This window comes from Nonomuraea sp. NPDC001684, from assembly GCF_053596515.1.
The window spans coordinates 14,058-34,296 of the sequence record NZ_JBSFGJ010000002.1; the positions used below are offsets into that span (position 1 = coordinate 14,058).

A 20,239-nucleotide genomic window follows, 5' to 3' on the forward strand; every position below is an offset into this window, starting at 1 on the left:
TTAGTGAAGGCCCGTGTGGGGGCGAGGCGGAGCCCAGGGTGGCGAAGGTGCCGGGTGGGGCGTCGGGGGAGGCGCCGGTTGTTCTGCCTATCCAGCTGAGCGTGCAGGACTTACGCGCGGCCCAGGAAGTACAGGAGTCAGCCCGTCATGGGGCTCGGCCGGAAACGGGCCGGGAAACGGCGGGGGAGACAGGGCGGGATGTGCGGCAGGAGCCGCCGTGCATCGCATTGCCCAGCTGAGCCGTCACGGACGTTCCCGAGCCCGGCCCGCTGTCCCACCCGCCACCCCTGGAGCAGCGATGGGACGACTACCTGCCCCCGTCGCCCAGGTGCATGGAGGACAGCGGCTTCTGGGAGCGTCCGCTGCCGGGCGCCGGCGACTTCTGGGCCGCCGACGATGACGATGACGCCTACGACGACGAAGCAGAGCGGATGCGTGCGGGGCGTCGGCCGGAGAAGGGTGACAGTTAGGACAGGGGGCCGGGGGTGAGGAGGATGTCCAGGAGCTGGAGCGCGCCGCGTTTGTGCAGGGGCTCGTTGCCGTTGCCGCACTTCGGGGACTGGATGCAGGACGGGCACCCGCGCTCGCACTCGCAGGACGCGATCGCCTCACGCGTGGCCGTCAGCCAGTCGGTGGCCCGCGCGTAGCCGCGTTCGGCGAAGCCCGCGCCGCCTTCGTGGCCGTCGTACACGAAGACGGTGAGCAGGCCGGTGTCGGCGTGCAGTTCGGTGGAGACGCCGCCGATGTCCCATCGGTCGCAGGTGGCGAACAGGGGGAGCAGGCCGATCGAGGCGTGCTCGGCGGCGTGTGCGGCGCCGCCGAGGTCGATGTCCGCCGCCGCGAGCGGCGCGACCGCCGTGGCGGGCAGGGTCCACCAGACCGCGCGGGTGCGGAGGGTGCGGGGCGGCAGGTCGAGGGGTTCGTCGCCGAGCATCTCGCCTGACTGCAGGCGCCTTTTCAGGTACGAGACCACCTGCCTGGTCACCTCCACCTCGCCGAAGTGCAGCGTTCCCGGGCCGAGGGAGCGGGAGCGCTGGGTGGCCAGGATGGAGATGTCGGTGATGTCGCGGGCGAACGTGGAGTAGTCGGGATTGGCGGCCTCGACCAGGGCGACTCCGGAGTCCAGGTCGAGGGTCTCCACGAGGAAGGTCTCGCCCTGGTGGATGTAGACCGCGCCGGTGTGGACCGTGGTGTGGGCGGACGGCTCGTCCACGCTGCCGAGCAGGCGGCCGGTCGAGGACTCGACCACCTGGATCGGGGCGCCTCCGCCGCCTCTGATGTCGGCGAGGTCGGTGGCGCGTTCGCGACGGGTCCAGAACCAGCCCGCGGGACGGCGTCTCAGGAGGTTCCGGGCGACCAGGTCTTCCAGGACGTCGGGGGTGGTGGTGCCGAAGACGGGCAGGTCGTCGTCCGTCAGCGGGATCTCGGCGGCGGCGGCGCACAGATGTGGGCCCAGGACGTACGGGTTGTCCGGGTCCAGGACGATCGCCTCCACCGGCCGTCCGAACAGGGCCTGCGGGTGGTGGACGAGGTAGGTGTCCAGGGGATCGTCCCTGGCGATGAGCACGGCGAGGGCGTCCTGGCCGTCGCGTCCCGCCCGGCCGGCCTGCTGCCAGAGGGAGGCGCGGGTGCCGGGCCAGCCGGCGATCAGTACGGCGTCCAGGCCCGAGACGTCCACGCCGAGTTCGAGGGCGTTCGTGGTGGCCAGGCCCATGAGGGTGCCGGCGCGCAGGGCCTTCTCCAGGAGACGGCGGTCCTCGGCGAGGTAGCCGGCGCGGTAGGCGGCGACCTTGTCGGGGAGGGCGGCCAGGTCTTGGACGTCGTCGGGGATCGCCCAGGTGAGCGGGCTCGCGGGGATGGGGTGGCGCGGGTCCTGGGCGCCGGAGGCGGCGCTTCCGGTGCGGGAAGCGGAGTCCTGAGAGGTCGAGGAGGAGGCGAGCGGCGGGGGCTCGGCGCTGGGGGAGAAGTCCGCGGGAGCGGTTTCGGGGGTGGCTTGGGGAGGCCAAGGCGCGGTGACGGAGAAGGCGACGTCGGCGAGTTTGGCGCGGGCGGACAGGGCGACCGTCTCCGCGCCGCGTCGCGAACGCACGAATGCGAGCGTCCGTACGTTCGCCAGAACCAGGTCCGCGAGGAGGTCAGCGGTCTCCGCGGTCGCCGTGCGACGCACAGGAGCCCCTCCCTCGCCCCGCAGATCCGTCAGGGGCGGTTCCCAGAGCGCGATGGTCGTGGAACCCTTCGGCGAGGCATCGGTGGTCACCTCGTCCATCTCAAGCCCCGTCAGCCTCATGGCGAACACGCCGGGCTCGCTCGCGGTGGCCGAGGCGAGCACGAACGTGGGGCGCGAGCCGTACCGGGCGCAGACCCGGCGCAGGCGGCGCAGGATCTGGGCCACGTGCGAGCCGAAGACGCCGCGGTATCCATGGCACTCGTCCACGACGACCATGCGGAGGCGGCGGAAGAACGAGGACCACTGCGCGTGCCGGGGCAGGACACCGCGGTGAAGCATGTCCGGATTGGTCAGGACGTAGTTGGCGTGCTGGCGGACCCACGTACGTTCCTCGAAAGGGGTGTCGCCGTCGAAGCAGGCGGCGCGCACCTGCGTGATGCGCAGTTCGCGCAGGCCGCGGAGCTGGTCGGCGGCCAGGGCCTTGGTCGGCGTCAGGTACAGGACGGTGCCGCCGTCGAGGCAGGAGGCCACCGCCGGCGTGAGGTACGCCAGGGACTTGCCCGAGGCCGTTCCCGTACTGATGATCACGTTTCGGCCACGGAAAGCCAGGTCGGCGGCTTCGTACTGGTGGGGCCAGAGTCCTGTAACTCCACGGTTCGCCAAGCGCGTAACCAGGACTTCCGGAGCCCAGTCCGGCCAACGGGCTTGACCCGCCTGACGTGCTGGAACATGCTCCACATGGGTGACACGCTCATGACGTGCGGGAACTCCGAGCAGGTGGGCGAGGAGTGGACCTGCCTGTTGTGGGGAGGATGCCGAGGAAGTCACTGTTTCCAGTCTTGCATCGATGGGCAAAGTCGCCGGGAATCGTGATTTCGTATAGACACAAGCCAGACGCGTGGTTGAATGCCGCGCGTCAGGGTCGGACAGTCTGGGGCCACGCTCCAGATTGCCAGGCCCGCAAGAGTACTTTCGCAGGCGAGGCGCTGGAGGATCTGTGGATCTGAAGTTGGATCACCGCACCGAAGACCGACTCACCATCGTGGAGGTCGAGGGTGAGATCGATGTCTACACGGCGCCGAGATTGCGTGAGCTCCTCATCGACCTGGTGAACAAGGGCAACTTCCACCTTCTGGTGAACATGGAGAAGGTCGACTTCCTCGACTCCACGGGGCTGGGAGTGCTCGTCGGAGGGCTCAAGAGGGTCCGGGCGCACGACGGCTCGCTTGAGCTGGTGTGCACCCAGGAGCGCATCCTCAAGATCTTCCGCATCACCGGTCTGACCAAGGTCTTCGGGATTTACGCTTCCGTCGACGAGGCCAAGGAAGCTCACGGCAAAGACAAGTAGCATGGCTACCGTCGAGCTGACGTTCAGCGCTCTCCCCGCGCACGTGCGGACCGCCCGGCTGGTGGCCACGGCGATCGCCCGGCGTACCGGCGTGGAGGAATCGCTGCTGGACGAAGTCAGGCTCGCCGTGGGTGAGGCATGCTCCCGGGCGGTCGAGGCGCATCGACTTCACTGCCCGGGCGAGCCCATCCGCATCGAGCTACGTGACGACTCCGGGCGTTTCGAGGTCACGGTCAGCGATCTGGCCCCCAGTGACGAGATCAAGCAGGAGCAGCCGCTCGATCTGGGCATGCTCTCTGACTCGTTCATGTCAGGCTTCGGCATCGCCGTCATCTCGGGTCTGGCCGATGACGTCGAGGTCTTCCCCAGCCCCAAGGGGACGAACATCCGGATGAGCTGGCCCGCCTCCAACGGGGTGGGTTCCTGACCTGACATCGCTTGGATCGGTCCCTTGTCTCCCTAGGGGCGTGTTCGAGCTGGTCGGGTGTGGTTTTAGGGGCGATAGACGGGGATGAGGGGATGTTCGGTTGTGGCATGCCTTCATCCCTGTCGAGTCGCGCCATGTTTCCGCATGTCCTGACGAGGTCGCTGAGTGCCTCGTTCTGTCGGCATGCCCGGACGGCCTGCGCCGCTCTGCGACAAGCGGCAGCGCGTGTGCGCGCGGACGTCGGACGGCCCGGCCGCCGGATTCGGCCACGCCCGGTGCGAAGCTCGGCGAAGTCTGGTGCAGGGGTTCGGCTGGAGCGGTTCAGCGAGCTCCGGTGCAGGGCTCGGTGCCGCAGGGACTTCGGCGTGTACCGGCCGAAGCGGCTCAGGGCGGTCCGGTGCGGGGCCTGGAACGGCGTCGAAGCAGTGTGAGGGGCGCACGCCTCTACGCCTGACGCCTCTACGCCTGACGCCTCTACGCCTGACGCTTCTGCGCCTGACGCTTCTACGCCGCACGCTTACGGAGCTTTGGCCTCGGAGCAGGCCAGAGCCCGGCTTCGCACGTTCAACCGCTGTGTCGTGCGGCGAGACGCCCAGGTTCCGATCGGGCGGTTGCTCAGGGGGCGGACTGCGGGCCGGCTGTGCAGGCGGCTCCGCAGGGCGCGGGTCAGTGGCTGGGGTCGAAGGGCCAAGGTCTACGGCGGCAAAGGCCGAAGGTCAGTGCGGCGAACGCCTCGGCTGAGGGCTGAAGGCTCAGTCGCTGCGAAGGCTCCGCGTGGCGCGGTCGCGACCGAGGGTCGAAGGCCAGGGCGGCAAATACGGCCTGGGCCTGCTTGGGGTGTTCTGGTGGAGCGATGCGACTGCCCCATAGGATCTTGCTCCCCCAGTGGTGTCTGTGGAAGGTGGCGAGAGTTATCCACAGGCTGTGGATGGGCGGGGGATAGTCAGCCGGGTCGTCATGAGGCCTCGCGGTGGGGCGGCAGGGGCATGGGGTTGAGGTGGGTGACTGGCGGCGACTGGAAGGAAGGCGTGGCGGCCGCACATGGGGCTGTCAGGACCGACATCCGGAGGGCCGCGTGGGAGCTCCAGGTCGAGATTGAGGCATCGGGTTTGGCTATTGGCTGGCGTAGCTTCTCGGCCGCCGCAGGGGCTTTGAGGCGGTGTAGAGCCTTTCGGGCCGACGCGCGAGCTGTCGGCTGTCGGGGAGGTGGCCTGAAGGGGCGGGGCGGTGTCGGCCAGGGGCCCGATCGGCGCCCGGCCGGAGGTCAGGGACGGCGTACGGCTCCAGGAGGCGGTGGGTGGCCGGGTCGCCGGGCCCGCGTCGGTTGGCCGCGTCCGGTGGGCCGTGTCGCGGGAGGCGCGGCGGCCGGGCAGCTCCGGCGGGCCATGTCATCGGGCTGCGTCGGCCGGGTGTCCCTGCGAGGCCGTGTCATCGAGCCGTGTTGGCCGGGACGTGTCCTGGCGGGCTGTGTCATCGGGCCGCGTTGGCCAGGGTGCGTTCGGCGGGCCGTGTTGCTGGGGCGCGTCCGTCGGTCGTGGTGCCCCGCCGCGTCTCGCGGAGGTAGCACGGAGGTGGCGCGCGGAGGTAGCGGGGAGGTGGCACCTGGCGGTCGCGCCTGGAGGTCGCGCCTGGAGGTCGCGCCTGGAGGTGCTGCCAAGCGGTGCTGCCATGCGGTGCTGCCATGCGGTGCTGCCAAGCGGTGGTGCCGGGGTGCTGCGGGGGGGGCTCGGGTGGCCGGTGGGGAGTGTGGGTGGGGTGGGTCGGCGTGTCGTGGGGATTAAATCTGGGTTTCGGGCGGTCCGATTTGTGGGGTTGTCATGCCCGTAAACCTGAGGAAATTTCGCCTGTCAGATCTCAAACCGGCCCGCTGTCAGGGGATTACTGAACGCCCGCGCAAATAGCCGCCCCGAGAGCCTTCATATCCGTTCAGTGCCTGCGTAGACTCCCGGCACCGGCCAAGGTGATCCGGCGGAACCGCGGATTCAACCGGAAGCGGCACCCACAACCCGGATGGTGCCGCACCCGCCCGCCGAGAAATCCGCAGCACCGTTCGGGCAGGACGACCGGTCTTGCCGAGGAGAACGATGAGCAGGCACATGCTGGCATTGGCGCCAGCGCCCAATCTGTCCCTGAGCGGTAACAATCTCACCATCGTGATCGTGGTCGCCGCGGTCGCGCTGATCGCGCTAGCCGTCGCCGGCGGCCTCGTACGCGAGGTGCTGTCCGCCGGCCAGGGCACCGAACGCATGCAGAACATCGCGCGAGCCGTGCAGGAAGGCGCGGCTGCCTATCTCACGCGCCAATTCCGCACACTGGCGGTCTTCGTGATCGTCATTCCCTTCCTGTTGCTCTTGCTGCCGGGCGAAATGGACGTACGCGTCGGTCGCTCGATCTTCTTCGTGGTCGGTGCGGTGTTCTCCGCATTGACCGGATTCATGGGCATGTGGTTGGCAGTGCGCGGAAACGTGCGCGTCGCCGCCGCGGCCAACGAGTCGGGCGAGAAGCGCGCCATGCGCGTCGCCTTCCGCACCGGCGGCGTCGCCGGCATGTTCACCGTCGGCCTCGGGCTGCTCGGTGCGGCCGTGGTCGTCTTCATCTACCAGGGCGAGGCGCCCCACGTTCTCGAAGGCTTCGGGTTCGGGGCGGCGCTGCTGGCGATGTTCATGCGAGTCGGCGGCGGCATCTTCACCAAGGCCGCCGACGTCGGCGCCGACCTGGTGGGCAAGGTCGAGCAGGGCATCCCCGAGGACGACCCGCGCAACGCCGCGACGATCGCCGACAACGTCGGTGACAACGTCGGCGACTGCGCGGGCATGGCGGCCGACCTGTTCGAGTCGTACGCGGTCATGCTGGTCGCCAGCCTCATCCTGGGCAAGGTGGCCTTCGGCGAGCAGGGCCTGATCTTCCCGCTGATCGTGCCCATGATCGGCGTGCTGACGGCGATCATCGGCATCTTCGTCACGGGGCTGCGCGACCGCGACCGCAGCGGCATGGCGGCGATCAACCGCAGCTTCTTCATCTCGGCCGGGATCTCGGCGGTGCTGGTCGCCGCGGCGGCCTTCTGGTATCTGCCCAGCAGCTTCGGCGCCCTGTCGGGCTCGACCGTCACCTCCGACGCCGACCCGCGCCTGATCGCGGTGGGCGCGGTGCTGATCGGCCTGGTCCTGGCCAGCGCGATCCAGCTGCTGACCGGCTACTTCACCGAGACCAACCGCCGTCCGGTGCGCGAGATCGGCGAGAGCTCGGCCACCGGGCCGGCCACCGTCATCCTCGCCGGCATCAGCGTCGGCCTGGAGTCGGCCGTCTACTCGGCGCTGATCATCGGCGGCGCGGTCTACGGGGCGTTCCTGCTCGGGTTCGGGAACGTCACGATCGCGCTGTTCGCGGTGGCCCTGGCCGGCACCGGCCTGCTGACCACGGTCGGCGTCATCGTCTCCATGGACACCTTCGGCCCGGTCTCCGACAACGCCCAGGGCATCGCCGAGATGTCCGGCGACGTCGAGGGCGAGGGCGCGCGGGTGCTCACCAGCCTCGACGCCGTCGGCAACACCACCAAGGCCATCACCAAGGGCATCGCCATCGCCACGGCCGTGCTGGCGGCGACGGCGTTGTTCGGCGCGTTCCGCACGGCGGTGGAGGACCAGCTCTCCAAGGCCGGCCAGGACATCAAGGCGGCGCTGGGCGCCTTCTCCACCTTCAGCCTCAGCATCGACCAGCCGAACGTGCTGGTGGGGCTGATCGTCGGCGCCGCGGTGGTGTTCCTGTTCTCCGGCCTGGCGATCTCGGCGGTCGGCCGCGCGGCCATGCGGGTGGTCTTCGAGGTACGCGACCAGTTCCGCAACAAGCCGGGCATCATGGACGGCACCGAGAAGCCCGAGTACGGCCGCGTCGTGGACATCTGCACCCGCGACTCGCTCCGCGAGCTGGCCACGCCCGGCCTGCTGGCGGTGATGACCCCGATCGCGGTCGGGTTCGCGCTCGGCTACGCGCCGCTCGGCGCGTTCCTGGCCGGCGCGATCGCCTGCGGCACCCTGATGGCCGTCTTCCTGGCCAACTCCGGTGGCGCCTGGGACAACGCCAAGAAGCTGGTCGAGGACGGGCACCACGGCGGCAAGGGCTCCGAGGCCCACGCCGCCACGGTCATCGGCGACACGGTCGGCGACCCGTTCAAGGACACCGCGGGCCCGGCCATCAACCCGCTGATCAAGGTGATGAACCTGGTGGCGCTGCTGGTCGCGCCGGCCGTCGTCCTGTACGCGGGCAACGCCGCGCTGCGGATCGGCATCACGGTGGTGGCGGTGGCGGTGGTCGTGGCAGCCATCGTCGTCTCCAAGCGCAGGTCGGTGACGAGCGAGCCGGCCAACAACGACCGCGAGCACGAGCCCGTGGCCTCGTAACGACCGATCGACGAGACGCCCGTCCCGGCCAGGGGCGGGCGTCTTCGCATGCGGGCGGGTGGCGCGGGGGACGGCGGGGGCGCGGTGGGAAACTGGGCGGGTGGAAGAGGACAACCGGCCCTCGGGCGGGAAGACGCTGGGCCTGATCCTGCTGGCGATGCTGGTCATCCTGGGCGTGATCATCGGGCTCGGGATCTGGGCGTCGAAGGGATGACGTGCCAGACGATGACATGCCCGATGACATGCCCGATGACGTGCCAGATGATGACGTGCCGGGTGATGACGTGTCGAGGGGATGACGTGCCGAGGTGATGACGTGATGCGGACCCTGATACTGCTCCGCCATGCCAAGGCCGCGCAGGTGCCCGGTCTGGCCGACCGCGAACGTCCGCTGACCGAGCGCGGCGAGCGGGACGCCGGCCGGGCCGGCGACGAGATCAGAGCGGCCGGGCTGAGCCCCGACGCGGTGCTCTGCTCACCGGCGCTGCGGACCAGGCGCACCGCCGAGCTGGCCTTCCCCGGCATGGAGATCAGCTACGAACGCGACATCTACCAGGCCTATCCCGAAGAACTGCTCGAACTGCTCCGCAGGACCGACCCGGAGCTGGGCACGGTCGTGTTGTGCGGGCACAATCCCGCGGTGCACGAGCTGGCCCTGCAACTGGGCGGCGGCGACTACGGCTTCCGGCCGGGGGCGTTCGCGGTGATCCAGGTGGAGGCGGCGTGGGTAGACCTGTGGCCGGGGGAGGGACGCCTGGTCACGCACTGGGATCCCAAGGAGCACTGACCGGGGACGACGCCTATGCGGGGGGCCGCCAGAGCGCTGCGTGACGGCTTCTCGCTGCCCGCGCGCCCGCCCTGGGGGTACGGGCTGCTGTGCGGGCTCGCGGTGGCCGGGCCGCTGCTGGCCGGGGTGCTGGCGGGCCGGCCGCAGTCGGGGGCGTTCCTGGCCCTCGGGGCGTATCTGACGGCGTTCGGGGACATGTACGGGCAGCCGTACGCGGCGCGGGCGCGGTCCATGGCCATCAAGATCGTGCTGATCGCCGGCGGGTGCTGGCTGGGCCTGTACCTGGCGGATCGGCCCTGGTGGGCGGTGCTGGCGCTCGGAGCGGTCGCCGCGGCGGGCGGCCGGTGGCGCACGGTCGGGACGCCGCCCGCGTTCGCCCTGGTCACCGGGTTCTACCTGGCGGTGCCCGCGGGGTTCGGGCCGCCCGAGCTGATGGTGCTCGGCGGCCTGCTGTACGCCGTGCCCGCCCTGGCCCTGTGGCCGTTGCGCCGGTTCGACCCGTTGGCGACGGCGCTGGGCGAGGCCGTCCGCGGCGTGGCCGGGCTGCTCGACGGGCTCGCCGGCGACGACTGGGACGTCCGCAGGGAACGCGCGTCCAAGGCCCTGGAGACGGCGGCCACGGCGTCGGCGTCGTTCGAGAGCATGGACGCGGCCGGCCGGTCCGCCGACGCGTACGTCGAGGCGCTGGTCCGGATCTTCCACGAGACGGTGGCGCTGCGCGCCCTGCGCGCGGCCGCCCCGGACGAGCAGGACGGGATCGACGACGTGGCCACGACGCTGGCCGCGGACCTGCGGGAGGCCGCGGACGGGCGGCGGGCCGGGGTGGTGGAGGCGCTGGCCGTCACCGCCGACTACGCCGAGCGCCTGGGCGCGCGCGAGCCGGGCGCCGACCCGGCGGCGCTGCGCAGCGGCGCGGTGCTCGGGCAGGCCCGGCGCTGCCTGGACCGGATCGCGGTGGGGGTGCGCACCGTCGGCCTCCTGGCCGCCCGGCACGTGCCCCCGGCCGGCCGCGGGCTGCTGCCCGGATTGCCGGGAAAGCCTCCGGCGGGCCGCGGGCTGCCGGCGGGGTTGCCGGATGAGCCTGCGGCGGGCCGCGGGCTGCTGCCCGGGAAGCCTGCGGCGGGGCGCCGGCTGTTCGCGCGGCTGCCGTGGAAGCCGCCGCCGGGCGGTTCGGGGCCCGAGCACGCCGGGCGGCTGGGGCTCACCGCCGCCGTGGCGATGGCGCTGATGCTGGGGGTGCACGAGCAGTACGGCAAATGGTTCGTGTTCACCGTGCTGCTGGCGGTGCGGCCCACCTACGGGGACACCGTCGAGCGGGTGGTGGTGCGGGTGGCCGGCACCGTGGCGGGGGCCGCGGCGGCGGCGCTGATCCTGGCGGCGGTGCCGGGGCCGTACACGATCGTGGGGACGGTGCTGGTGTTCGGCACGCTCGGGTTCGCCCTGCGCGAGGTCAGCTACGGCTACTGGTCGATCTTCGCGACGCCGCTGGCCATGATGCTCACCGACTTCTCGACCCGGCTCGACTGGGAGGCGGCGGGGATCAGGCTGGCGCTCACCGCGGGCGGCGGCGTGCTGGCGCTGGCGGCGGCCCGCCTGCTGTGGCCGCGCGGCCAGGCGGGACGGCTGCGCGGCCTGGCCGCCGAGCTGCTGCGCGAGCACGCCTGCCTCGTCCGCGCGCTGGCCGAAGGCGACCTGGACCGGCTGCCCGACCGTACGGAATCGGCCGGGACGGCGGCCGACCGGCTGCGCGAGTCGCTGGACAAGCTGGACAAGGAGCCGGGCGGCAGGGCGCCGGCCGAGCTGCGGGCCGCGCTGACGCTGGCCAGGAAGCTCAGGGACGACGCGATCCTGCTCGGCGCCGTGCTGCGCGGGGCCGAGCCCGGCTCGGACGCCACCGCCGGCGTGCTCGACGCGGTGGCCGACCGGCTGGACGCCGTGGGGCAGGCCGTACGGGAGCGCGAGCCGCCGCCCGCCGCCGACGCGTTCGAGTCGCAGCTCGACGAGGTGGCGCGGGAGGTCAGCTCGCTGATGGAGGAGGCGGCGGCGGGCGTGAGCACGGCCGTGCGCAGGCGGCTGCGGCACGCGGTGACCGCCCACCCGGCGCTCAGGTCGCTCTGCAAGGACGCGCTCGACCTGGCCGCCGAGGTCACCGCCCGGTTCAGGACGTGAGCACGCCGTCCTCGGCGTCGGCGGCCTCGACCTCGTCCCTGGAGATGCCCAGGAGGTAGAGGATCGAGTCGAGGTAGGGCGTGTTGACCGCGGTGTCGGCCGCCTGCCGGACGACGGGCTTGGCGTTGAAGGCGATGCCCAGCCCGGCCGCGGCGATCATGTCGAGGTCGTTGGCGCCGTCGCCGATGGCCACCGTCTGGGAGATGGGCAGCCTGGCCTCCCTGGCGAACCGCTCCAGCGCACGGGCCTTGCCCGGCCGGTCGACGATCTCGCCGACGACCCGCCCGGTGAGCTTGCCGTCGATGACCTCCAGGACGTTCGCCGCCGAGTAGTCGATGCCCAGCTCCTCGACCAGGGCGTCGGTGATCTGGGTGAAGCCGCCGCTGACGATGGCGAAGCGGTAGTCGAGGCGCTTGAGCGTACGGACGAGGGTGCGGGCGCCGGGGGTGAGCACGACCTCCTGGCGCACCTGCTCGAACACCTCGGCCGGCAGCCCTTCGAGCAGCGCGACGCGGCGGCGCAGCGACTCGGCGAAGTCGAGCTCGCCGCGCATGGCCTGCTCGGTGACCCGGGCGACCTCGTCGAGGCAGCCGGCGTGCGCGGCCAGCAGCTCGATGACCTCGCCCTGGATGAGGGTGGAGTCGACGTCCATGACGATGAGCCGCTTGGCCCGGCGGGACAGGCCGGTGCGCTGGACGGCGACGTCGACCTCCTGGGCGGCGGCCTCGGCGGCCAGCTCGACGCGCAGGGCGGTCGGGTTGGCGCCGGAGACCGACAGCTCGATGCAGGTGACGGGCCACTGGGCGAGGCGTTCGATGCGGTCGATGTTGGCGCCGGCGGCGGCGATGCGGCCGGCGATGCCCGCGATGGCGGCGGGCTGGAGGGTGGCGCCCAGCACGCTGACCGACAGGCGGCCGCGGCGGCGCTGTTCCTTGGCCTGGGAGCCGGTGGAGAGCTCGACCTCCATCCCGAGGTCTTCGGCCACCCGTTCGACGGCGGTCCACATCGCGCCGAGGGTGGTGCCCGTGCCGGTGGACGGGCCGCCGGCGTAGGCGACGAGCACGCCGAGCGTGAGTCTGCCGCGGATGACGACCTGTTCGATGTCCGCGACCGTCACCGGGAACCCGGACAGCACGGAGAAGAGCCTGGAGGTGACACCGGGCCGGTCGGGGCCGGTCAGGGTGATCAGGAGGGTGCGCTGGTCCACATCCAGCCACGGTACTGCGCCCGGTCCGGTGCCCGCGCAGCAGGCTCGCCATTCGGACACGGGCGCAGCGGCCGCGGGACTAGCGGACGATCTTCGTCTTGGCGGTCTTGGCGTAGCCGTGCTCAGGGATGCCGAGGCGCTCGAGCTCCTCCTGGGCCAGGGACCACGTGCCCTTCTCCTGGTCCCACATGCCCTGCTGGACGTCGTAGGTGACCACGCCGAGGGTCGCCTTCTGCGTGCCCACGGCGCTCTTCTTCAGCTTGGCGTAGAACTCGAGGCGGACCCAGTCGTCCTTCTCCAGGACGTAGGGGACGCTGCAGTACAGGGCGCGGCCGTCGAGGGCGCAGATGGTGCCCTTGGGGGCGCTGTAGCGGATCTTCCGGAGGTCCACGCCCTTCGGGAACTGGCCGCCGACGAACCAGGCGTCGGCCGAGTACGGGCCGGTGTTGGTCGCCTGGAGGCTGTACTTGATCTGGCCGCCGGCCTTGGCCGTCTTGGACGCCTTCAACTTGATGTCGAAGACCGCGAAGGGGGCGTCGGCGGCCTTGGCGGCCGTGGCGGTGTGGGCGGCGGTGGTCGTCGTGGCGGACGCGGGCACCGCCGGGACAATCAGTGCACCGGCCAGCAAAGCCAGCGAGGCGACCTTAGTGAGGGAGTTGCGCATTAACGTCTCCGGAGAGGAAGTGGCACGGGGACGCGCTTGAACAAGCCCCCGTAAATGTCGGCTGTTCCTATCACGAGGGCAAAATGTGTGTAAAGCTTATTTATCCAGAATCAGGTGCGTGTCGCCGAACTCGTGCCACAGATATCCCTTCCGCAGCGCCTCTTCGTACGCGCGGGCCAGCGCCCTCTCGCCGGCGATCGCCGTCAGCATGAGCAGGTGGCTGGAGCGAGGTTCGTGCAGGCCGGTGATGAGCCCGGTGACCGCCCGTACCCCGGTGGCCGGGGTGACGACGTGGCCGGTCCAGCCGGAGGCGGCGCCGACCAGGCCGTCCGGGCCCACGGCGGTTTCCAGTGCGCGCACGACGGTCGTCCCCGCGGCGATCACCCGGCCGCCGTTCCGCCGGGTCAGGTTGACCAGCCGGGCGGTGGCGGCGGGCACCTCGTACCGCTCGGCGTAGGGCCGCTCGTCCTTCTCCGGCGAGGCCACGCCGGTGTGCAGCGTGACGGGCGCGATCGTCACGCCCCGCGAGACCAGCGCGGTGACCAGCTCGGAGGTGAACGGCCGGGCCGCGCTCGGCATCTCCGCGCTGCCCGGCACGGTGGCGAACACCGTCTGGTAGGCGTCGATGGGCCAGTCGGCCGGCACGTACGAGTAGCGGATCGGACGGCCGTGCTCGCGCAGGTACGGCAGCACGTCCCGGTCCAGCCGCGCCCGCCACAGCCGCGGCGTCTCCCGTTCGATCAGCCGCAGCGTGGCCCGGCCGGGCAGCGGCAGCCACTCGCCCGGCTCGCCGCCCCCGTACGGCTCGGACGCCTTGGCCGTCCTGCGGCGCAGCTCGACCAGCCAGGTGCCGTCCTCGCGGGCGGTGGAGAAGTGCACCGCGAGCCGGTCGAGCCGGACCGCCGCGGGCAGCGTCGCCGAGTTGTTGACCACGATCAGGTCGCCGGGGTCGAGCAGTCCGGGCAGGTCGCCGAACCGGTGGTGGGCGGGCTCGGCCTCGCCGCGCGAGACCATCAGGCGCACCGCGTCCCTGGCCAGCCCGCGCGCCTCGGGCGGCTCGTGGGCCGACAGGTCGTCGGGCAGCGCGAAGTCCAGCAGCGCCGTCATTGCAGGCTCACCTTCCCGCCGGCCGGACGGGACGTGACCAGGTCGCGCAGCGCCGCGGCCACCTTGGCGGGGTCGGTGGCCGACGACGCCTCCTCGGCCCCGACGGCGTCGGCGAGCATGCGGGTGTTCATCTCGCCGGGATCGGCCCACCAGACCCGCAGGCCGGGCTCCTCGGCGGCCAGCACGTTCGACAGCTGCTCCAGGGCGGCCTTGGTCGCGCCGTAGCCGCCCCAGCCCGCGTAGGCGCCGGTGGCGGCGTCGGAGGTGATGTTGACCACGGCTCCGCCGGCCGCGCGCAGGGCGGGCAGCGTGGCCTGGATGAGCGCGAGCGGCGCGGTCACGTTCGTCTCCAGCAGGACCCGGAACGCCTCCAGCGGGTAGCCCGCCAGCGGCGGCAGCGGGGTCACCCCGAGGTCACTGGCGTTGTTGACCAGGAGGTCCAGCTCGGGCACGGCCCGTCCCAGCCGCGCGATGTGCTCGGGGTCGGTCACGTCGCCGGGGATCGCGGTGGCGCCCAGCTCGTCGGCGATCCGGCGCAGCTCGTCGGCGCCGCGGGCGGTGAGCACGAGGTTCCAGCCCGCCTCCGACAGGGACCTCGCCAGGGCGAGGCCGAGGCCGCGGGAGGCGCCGGTGATGAGAGCGGTGTTCGTCATGACATCGACGCTAGGATCGGCGCGCCGCGCCGGCATCGGGCGCAGGGCCCGCTCCCGCCTGGGCACATCGTCCTAGGACTCCGGAGCGGGACCCTAGAGTGGGTCCGTGAGCTCATCGGACCGGGACGAGATCCTGCAGGCGGTGAGTTCCGCCGTGCTCGCGGTCACTCGCCATCTGTCGGTCCGCGAGGTGCTCCAGGTCATCGTACGGTCGGCGCAGCGCCTCCTCGACGCCCGCTACGCCGCGCTCGGCGTGCCCGACGACGACGGCTCGTTCGCCGAGTTCGTCGCCGAGGGCCTCACCGACAAGCAGTGGGCGGCCATCGGCCCGCTGCCCAGGCAGCACGGCATGCTCGGCGCGATGCTCCGCGAAGGCACCCCGGCCCGGCTGCCCGACCTGCGGGAGGACCCGCGGTTCGAGTGGTGGCCGAAGGCGCACCCGGTGATGAAGGACTTCCTCGGCGTCCCAATCCGCGACGCCGACCAGGTGATCGGCATCATCTTCCTGGCCAACAAGCGCACCCCCGGCGGGTTCACGCAGGAGGACCAGGAGCTGCTGACGCTGTTCGCCGCGCACGCCGCCATCGCGCTCACCAACGCCAGGCTCTACGAGCGCGGGCGCGAGCTGGCCATGCTGGAGGAGCGCAACCGGGTGGCCCGCGAGCTGCACGACGCGGTCACCCAGAAGCTGTTCTCGCTCCGCCTGACCGCCCAGGCCGCCGCCACCATGCTGGACAAGGCCCCCGAGAAGGCGCACGCCGAGCTCGAACGCGTCCAGCGGCTGGCCGGGGAGGCGCTGTCGGAGCTGCGCGCGGTGATCGTCGAGCTGCGCCCGGCCGAGCTCGACCGCCACGGGCTCGCCGAGACGTTGCGCAAGCACGTGCGCATGCTCGACCGGCTCCACCCCTCGCTGGTCACCTTCGAGTGCGACGAGCTGCCGCCGCTCGACTCGGCGGTGGAGGTGGCCGTGCTGCGGGTGGCCCAGGAGGCGCTGCACAACGCGCTCAGGCACTCCGGGGCCTCGCGGGTGTCCGTGCGCCTGGTCCTCGACGGGGGGACGCTGGCGCTGACCGTCCACGACGACGGCGACGGCTTCGAGCAGGGGGAGTCGCACGGCCTTGGCCTGGTGTCGATGCGCGACCGGGCGGAGTCGGTCGGCGGGGCGATGACGGTCTCCTCGGCCCCCGCCCAGGGGACCACCGTACGCGTGGAGGTGGGCGTGTGATCCGGGTGCTGATCGCCGACGATCATCCGGTGGTCCGGCAGGGGCTGCGGACGTTCCTCGACCTGCAGGACGACATCACCGTCGTCGGCGAGGCGGCCGACGGCGCGCAGGCCGTCGAGCTGGTCGGCGAGCTGACGCCCGACGTGCTGCTGCTCGACCTGAAGATGCCGGTGCTCGACGGGCTCGGCGCGCTGGAGCGGCTGGCCGGCTCGGCCACGCGGGTGGTGGTGCTGACGTCCGTGAGCGACCGGTCCGACGTGGGCCCGGCGATGCGGGCGGGGGCCGCGGGCTTCCTCTACAAGGACGTCGATCCGTCCGCGCTGGTCCAGGCCGTGCGGGCGGTGCACAACGGTCAGGTGCTGCTCGCGCCGGAGGCGGCCGAGGCGATGTTGTCCGCCCCGGCGCCCGTGGCCGTCGTGCCGGGGCCGGCGCCGCTGACCGAGCGCGAGCGCGAGGTGCTCGCCCTGATCGCGGCCGGGCGGTCCAACAGGGAGATCGCGCGCAGCCTCGCCGTCGCGGAGAAGACGGTCAAGACCCACGTGTCGAACGTGCTGATGAAGCTGGGCGTCCAGGACCGGACCCAGGCCGCGCTGTACGCCGTGCGGCACGGCCTGGCCTGATCAGCCGGTCAGGTGTCCTTCTTCTGGTTGGACTCCTCGTGGCTGGCCGGCGGGTTGTACTCCTTGACGGGCGGCGGCGGCGTCCAGTGCTTGGTGGGCTTGCGCGGCGGGACCACGATCTTGGTCTTGGCCGTCCTGAGCCAGGAGTAGCCCTTGATGCCGAGGCGCTTGAGCTCTTCCTTGTCGATGTTCTCCATGCCCTGGTCGACGTCGTACGCGATGACGCCGAGCTTGGCGACGGCCACGCCCCTGGTGCCCTTCTTCAGGGTGACCTGGAAGTTCAGCCAGTCCGTCTTGCCCTTCGGCAGGACGAATTTGCCCCAGCACCAGAACCAGCGGCCCTCCCAGGTGCACTTCGTGCCCTTCGACGCCCCCCAGCGCAGCGTGGGCACCACGCCCTTGGGCACCTGTCCGCCGATCCAGTAATAGTCGGCGTAGTACGGCCCCAGATTCTTCGCTTTGAGGTAGTAAGTTATCTTTCCGCCGCTTCTGGTGCGGTTGTTGTACTTAACGGAGATCTTGAAGTTCGAGAACGGCTTGGCCCTGGCGGCGACGGCCTGCGTCGTCGCGGTTGTCGCGGTGGTCGCGGTGGTCATGGCCTCTGCCTGGGCCGGGGCCACCAACGGCACGGCGGCCAGGCCGCTGACTAAGAACAGGCTGAAGCTCTTGCGCATGTGACGGCTCCCCGTACGGTGCTGGAAATCCCCGATCTTCTCCGTGATTATTGCGTAGGGCAAATTTTTCGCAAAGAGCGATGATCTTTCGTGACTTGGGATGGCTTGCGGGCTTTTCGCATGGTTCATCACGCTTCGATCGGGGGTCTCAGCGCAAGGGGAGGACCAGGTGCCGGAGACGCACCCATTACAGCCCGGCGATCCGCGATCTCTGGGCGCCTACCGGCTGCTGGAGCGCCTCGGCAAGGGGGCCCAGGGGGTCGTCTTCAAGGCGGCGGGGCCCGACGGGCGGCTTGTCGCGATCAAGCTGCTGAACACGCTGCTCGACCGGCCCGGACTCGACGGGGAACGGTTCCTGCGTGAGGTCGCCGCCGCGCGCCGGGTCGCCCAGTTCTGCACCGCGCAGGTGCTGGGGGCCAACCTGGACGGCGAGCAGCCGTACATCGTGAGCGAGCTGGTCGACGGGGTGTCGCTCCAGGTCGTGGTGCAGCGGGAGGGGCCGCGCCAGGGCGGGGCGCTGTACCGGCTGGCCGTCGGCACCGTCACCGCGCTGGCCGCCATCCACCGGGCCGGGATCGTCCACAGGGACTTCAAGCCGAGCAACGTGCTGCTGGGGCCCGACGGGCCGCGCGTGATCGACTTCGGCATCGCCAGGGCGCTGGACTCGGCGATGACGATCAGCAGCGGGGTGGTCGGGACGCCGGCGTACATGTCGCCCGAGCAGATCTCGGGCGAGCGGGTGGGGCCCGCCGGCGACATGTTCAGCTGGGCGCTCACCATGCTGTACGCCGCCACCGGGCGGCCCGCGTTCGGCCAGGACAGCCTGCCCGCGGTCATCTACCGGGTGATGAACGAGGAGCCCGATCTGTCGGCGCTGCCCGGCGAGCTGCGGCCGTTGGTGCAGGCGTGCCTGAGCAAGCGCGCCGAGGACCGGCCCACGGCGGCGGACGCGCTGTTCGCCCTGCTGGAGAACCAGGGGGCGGCGGCCCAGCGGGACGCCGAGGTCGCCCTCAACACCGGCTCCCAGCTCGCCGCCGACCACCCCCAACCCGCCGCCGACGGCCCCGGCCCTTCGGTCCCGCCGCCTTCGGGTCCTTTCGCTTCGGGTTCCCGGCCCTCGGGCGCCGGGCCGTCCGGGCCCGCGCCCGCCGGCGGAGTGAGGGATCCGGGGCCCGTGGGGGCTCGGGGGCCGCAGGGGGCGCCCGCGCCGACCGGGTGGGCCAATCCGTCCGGGGCGTCCTACACCCCGCCGCCGCCCGCCGCCCGCCCGGCGGTCCCGGGCCCACCTGCGGCGGGTGGGGCCGGGGGAGGGCCGGTCGGTCCCGGGGCGCCGTTCGGAGGGGCTGGGGCGGGCGGCGGGCAGGAGGGGGTCACGCGATACGTCCGGCAGGCGCCTGCGGGACCCTACGGGCAGCCGCCGCGGCTTCCGCCGCCGTACCCCATGGGGCCGCGGCAGGCGCCGGGCGGGAGCGGCAACGACGCGTTCTTCAGGCACGCCCCCGCCGTCGAGCCGCCCGGGGAGGTCAGGGCCAGGCGCAGGCGGGCGATCATGGTGGCCGGCGCGCTCGCCGTGGCGCTCGCGCTGGCCGGCGGCGTGCTGTTCCTGGGGCCGAGGATGTTCGGCCCGGAAAACCCGCCGAGCCCGGGCGCGGCGGCCGAGGCCACCACGTCTTTGGCCCCGAGCCCCGGTCTGCCCACCGTCCGGCCCACGGCGCCGCTGCCCGCCACCGCCACCGCCACCGCCACCGCCACCCCGCCGTCCACGCCGGTCCCGAGTCCCACCGTCACCCCCATGCCCACACAGACGGTCCCGCCGCCGCAGGCCGTCGCCGCCATCGGCAAGCAGGACGGCAAGTCGCTCAAGGGCCACACCAAGGGCGTCCAGACGATCTCCGCCCTGTCCCTGGGCGACGGCAGGACCTGGCTGGTGTCCGGCGGCCAGGACGGCCGCGTCCGCCTGTGGGACCTGGGCAGGCACAAGCCGCTGGCCACCATGAGGGGCCACAGCGAGGAGGTGTACGCCGTGGCCGCCGTCATGATGGGCAAGACGCCCATGGCGGTGTCCGGGGGCTACGACGGCAGCGTCCGCCTGTGGAACCTCAAGACGCACAAGGGCAAGGTCCTCGGCTGGCACGGTGACGCCGTCTACTCGGTCGCGCTGACCAAGGCGGGCGGCAAGTGGATCGCCGTGACCGGGGACGCCAACGGCTGGCTGCGCTTCTGGGACCTGAAGAGGCGCAAGGCCACCGGCAGGGCCGTCAAGGCCCACCGCACCTCCGTGAACTGGCTCAACGCCACCCACCTCGGCGACCGCGCGATCGTCGTCTCGGCAGGCGAGGACGCGACCCTGCGCCTGTGGGACGTGGCCCGCCACAAGCCGTACGGAAAGGCGTACAAGGGGCACGCGAAGGGCGTGTACGCGGTGGCCACCGGCAGGCTAGGAGACCGGACGGTGGTCGCGTCCGGCGGCAAGGACCGGAAGATCCGGATCTGGGACCCGAAGACCGGCAAGACCATCGGCTCGCCCCTGTCGGGCCACAAGAAGATCATCTACTCCTTGTCCTTCGGCACGCTGGGCGGCCGCACGGTCCTGCTGTCCGGCTCGACCGACGGGACCATCCGGCTCTGGGACCCCGACACGCACAAGCCTCTGGGCAAACCGGTCAAGGCCCACAAGCGCGGCGTGTACGCGGTCGGGATCGTCCCCTCGGACGGGGGCCCGGTCGTCGTGTCGGCCGGCAAGGACAAGGTCATCCGCGTCTGGAAGCCGAAGGAGGAGGCCGGGTCCTGAGCC

The 20,239-nt window shown here is 71.8% G+C and carries 15 protein-coding genes; 9 read left to right on the top strand and 6 right to left on the bottom strand.

What is annotated here, in order from left to right; all coding sequences use genetic code 11:
• Positions 1-332 precede the first annotated feature (332 nt).
• Positions 333-470 (top strand): hypothetical protein, encoded by a 138-nt coding sequence (locus tag ACWCSD_RS00860; RefSeq protein ID WP_449912272.1) that lies wholly within the window; start codon positions 333-335, stop codon positions 468-470.
• Here the strand turns inward: ACWCSD_RS00860 and ACWCSD_RS00865 are convergent.
• A complete protein-coding gene (locus ACWCSD_RS00865; RefSeq protein ID WP_449912274.1) occupies positions 467-2,755 on the bottom strand; it encodes a DEAD/DEAH box helicase in 2,289 nt (762 codons plus the stop codon). The genes ACWCSD_RS00860 and ACWCSD_RS00865 overlap by 4 nt on opposite strands.
• 409 nt (positions 2,756-3,164) lie before the next feature.
• Here ACWCSD_RS00865 and ACWCSD_RS00870 point away from each other — a divergent pair, with 409 nt between their 5' ends.
• The 5 genes from ACWCSD_RS00870 (at position 3,165) to ACWCSD_RS00890 (ending at position 11,295) form a co-directional block, all read left to right on the top strand.
• Positions 3,165-3,515, top strand: a complete 351-nt coding sequence (locus ACWCSD_RS00870; protein WP_043629845.1) for an STAS domain-containing protein — start codon at positions 3,165-3,167, stop codon at positions 3,513-3,515.
• 1 nt (position 3,516) lies between these two features.
• Positions 3,517-3,942, top strand: coding sequence for an ATP-binding protein (locus ACWCSD_RS00875; protein WP_358290423.1), 426 nt, complete (start codon positions 3,517-3,519; stop codon positions 3,940-3,942).
• Between the two features lie 2,084 nt (positions 3,943-6,026).
• Positions 6,027-8,339 carry a sodium-translocating pyrophosphatase gene (locus ACWCSD_RS00880; RefSeq protein WP_397154688.1) on the top strand — a complete coding sequence of 771 codons (2,313 nt, stop codon included), beginning with the start codon at positions 6,027-6,029 and terminating at the stop codon, positions 8,337-8,339.
• Between the two features lie 319 nt (positions 8,340-8,658).
• A complete protein-coding gene (locus ACWCSD_RS00885) occupies positions 8,659-9,126 on the top strand; it encodes a SixA phosphatase family protein (RefSeq protein WP_449912277.1) in 468 nt (155 codons plus the stop codon).
• A 15-nt stretch (positions 9,127-9,141) separates the two neighbouring features.
• Positions 9,142-11,295, top strand: a complete 2,154-nt coding sequence (locus ACWCSD_RS00890) for an FUSC family protein (RefSeq protein WP_449912279.1) — start codon at positions 9,142-9,144, stop codon at positions 11,293-11,295.
• On the opposite strand, the gene serB is transcribed toward ACWCSD_RS00890, so the two are convergent.
• The 4 genes from serB to ACWCSD_RS00910 all read right to left on the bottom strand — a co-directional run bounded on the left by serB (position 11,285) and on the right by ACWCSD_RS00910 (position 14,926).
• Positions 11,285-12,502, bottom strand: a complete 1,218-nt coding sequence (gene serB, locus ACWCSD_RS00895; RefSeq protein WP_352357394.1) for a phosphoserine phosphatase SerB — start codon at positions 12,500-12,502, stop codon at positions 11,285-11,287. The genes ACWCSD_RS00890 and serB overlap by 11 nt on opposite strands.
• A gap of 79 nt (positions 12,503-12,581) precedes the next feature.
• Positions 12,582-13,166 carry a hypothetical protein gene (locus ACWCSD_RS00900; protein WP_397154682.1) on the bottom strand — a complete coding sequence of 195 codons (585 nt, stop codon included), beginning with the start codon at positions 13,164-13,166 and terminating at the stop codon, positions 12,582-12,584.
• 96 nt (positions 13,167-13,262) lie between these two features.
• Positions 13,263-14,273, bottom strand: coding sequence for an S-adenosylmethionine:tRNA ribosyltransferase-isomerase (locus ACWCSD_RS00905; protein ID WP_358290408.1), 1,011 nt, complete (start codon positions 14,271-14,273; stop codon positions 13,263-13,265).
• Entirely contained in the window at positions 14,270-14,926 is a 657-nt protein-coding gene (locus ACWCSD_RS00910; RefSeq protein ID WP_387677940.1) for an SDR family NAD(P)-dependent oxidoreductase, read from the bottom strand. Before ACWCSD_RS00910 ends, ACWCSD_RS00905 begins: the two co-directional genes overlap by 4 nt.
• A gap of 106 nt (positions 14,927-15,032) precedes the next feature.
• On the opposite strand from ACWCSD_RS00910, the gene ACWCSD_RS00915 reads away from it, so the two are divergent.
• Complete coding sequence (locus ACWCSD_RS00915; RefSeq protein ID WP_449912283.1) at positions 15,033-16,151, top strand: GAF domain-containing protein; 1,119 nt, start codon at positions 15,033-15,035, stop codon at positions 16,149-16,151.
• Positions 16,148-16,771, top strand: a complete 624-nt coding sequence (locus ACWCSD_RS00920) for a response regulator (RefSeq protein WP_449912284.1) — start codon at positions 16,148-16,150, stop codon at positions 16,769-16,771. The genes ACWCSD_RS00915 and ACWCSD_RS00920 overlap by 4 nt, the downstream gene beginning before the upstream one ends.
• Before the next feature lie 8 nt (positions 16,772-16,779).
• On the opposite strand, the gene ACWCSD_RS00925 is transcribed toward ACWCSD_RS00920, so the two are convergent.
• Positions 16,780-17,445 (bottom strand): hypothetical protein, encoded by a 666-nt coding sequence (locus ACWCSD_RS00925; protein WP_449912286.1) that lies wholly within the window; start codon positions 17,443-17,445, stop codon positions 16,780-16,782.
• Positions 17,446-17,614: 169 nt separating this feature from the next.
• Here ACWCSD_RS00925 and ACWCSD_RS00930 point away from each other — a divergent pair, with 169 nt between their 5' ends.
• Positions 17,615-20,236, top strand: a complete 2,622-nt coding sequence (locus tag ACWCSD_RS00930) for a protein kinase domain-containing protein (RefSeq protein WP_449912288.1) — start codon at positions 17,615-17,617, stop codon at positions 20,234-20,236.
• Positions 20,237-20,239: the final 3 nt, after the last annotated feature.

Excerpts from the sequence above, each read along its gene's own strand:
- ACWCSD_RS00860 (WP_449912272.1), top strand. The coding sequence starts at position 333 with ATGGAGGACAGCGGCTTCTGGGAGCGTCCGCTGCCGGGCGCCGGCGAC.
- ACWCSD_RS00875 (WP_358290423.1), top strand. The coding sequence starts at position 3,517 with ATGGCTACCGTCGAGCTGACGTTCAGCGCTCTCCCCGCGCACGTGCGG.
- ACWCSD_RS00880 (WP_397154688.1), top strand. The coding sequence starts at position 6,027 with ATGAGCAGGCACATGCTGGCATTGGCGCCAGCGCCCAATCTGTCCCTG.
- ACWCSD_RS00885 (WP_449912277.1), top strand. The coding sequence starts at position 8,659 with ATGCGGACCCTGATACTGCTCCGCCATGCCAAGGCCGCGCAGGTGCCC.
- ACWCSD_RS00890 (WP_449912279.1), top strand. The coding sequence starts at position 9,142 with ATGCGGGGGGCCGCCAGAGCGCTGCGTGACGGCTTCTCGCTGCCCGCG.
- ACWCSD_RS00900 (WP_397154682.1), bottom strand. The coding sequence starts at position 13,166 with ATGCGCAACTCCCTCACTAAGGTCGCCTCGCTGGCTTTGCTGGCCGGT.
- ACWCSD_RS00905 (WP_358290408.1), bottom strand. The coding sequence starts at position 14,273 with ATGACGGCGCTGCTGGACTTCGCGCTGCCCGACGACCTGTCGGCCCAC.
- ACWCSD_RS00910 (WP_387677940.1), bottom strand. The coding sequence starts at position 14,926 with ATGACGAACACCGCTCTCATCACCGGCGCCTCCCGCGGCCTCGGCCTC.
- ACWCSD_RS00925 (WP_449912286.1), bottom strand. The coding sequence starts at position 17,445 with ATGCGCAAGAGCTTCAGCCTGTTCTTAGTCAGCGGCCTGGCCGCCGTG.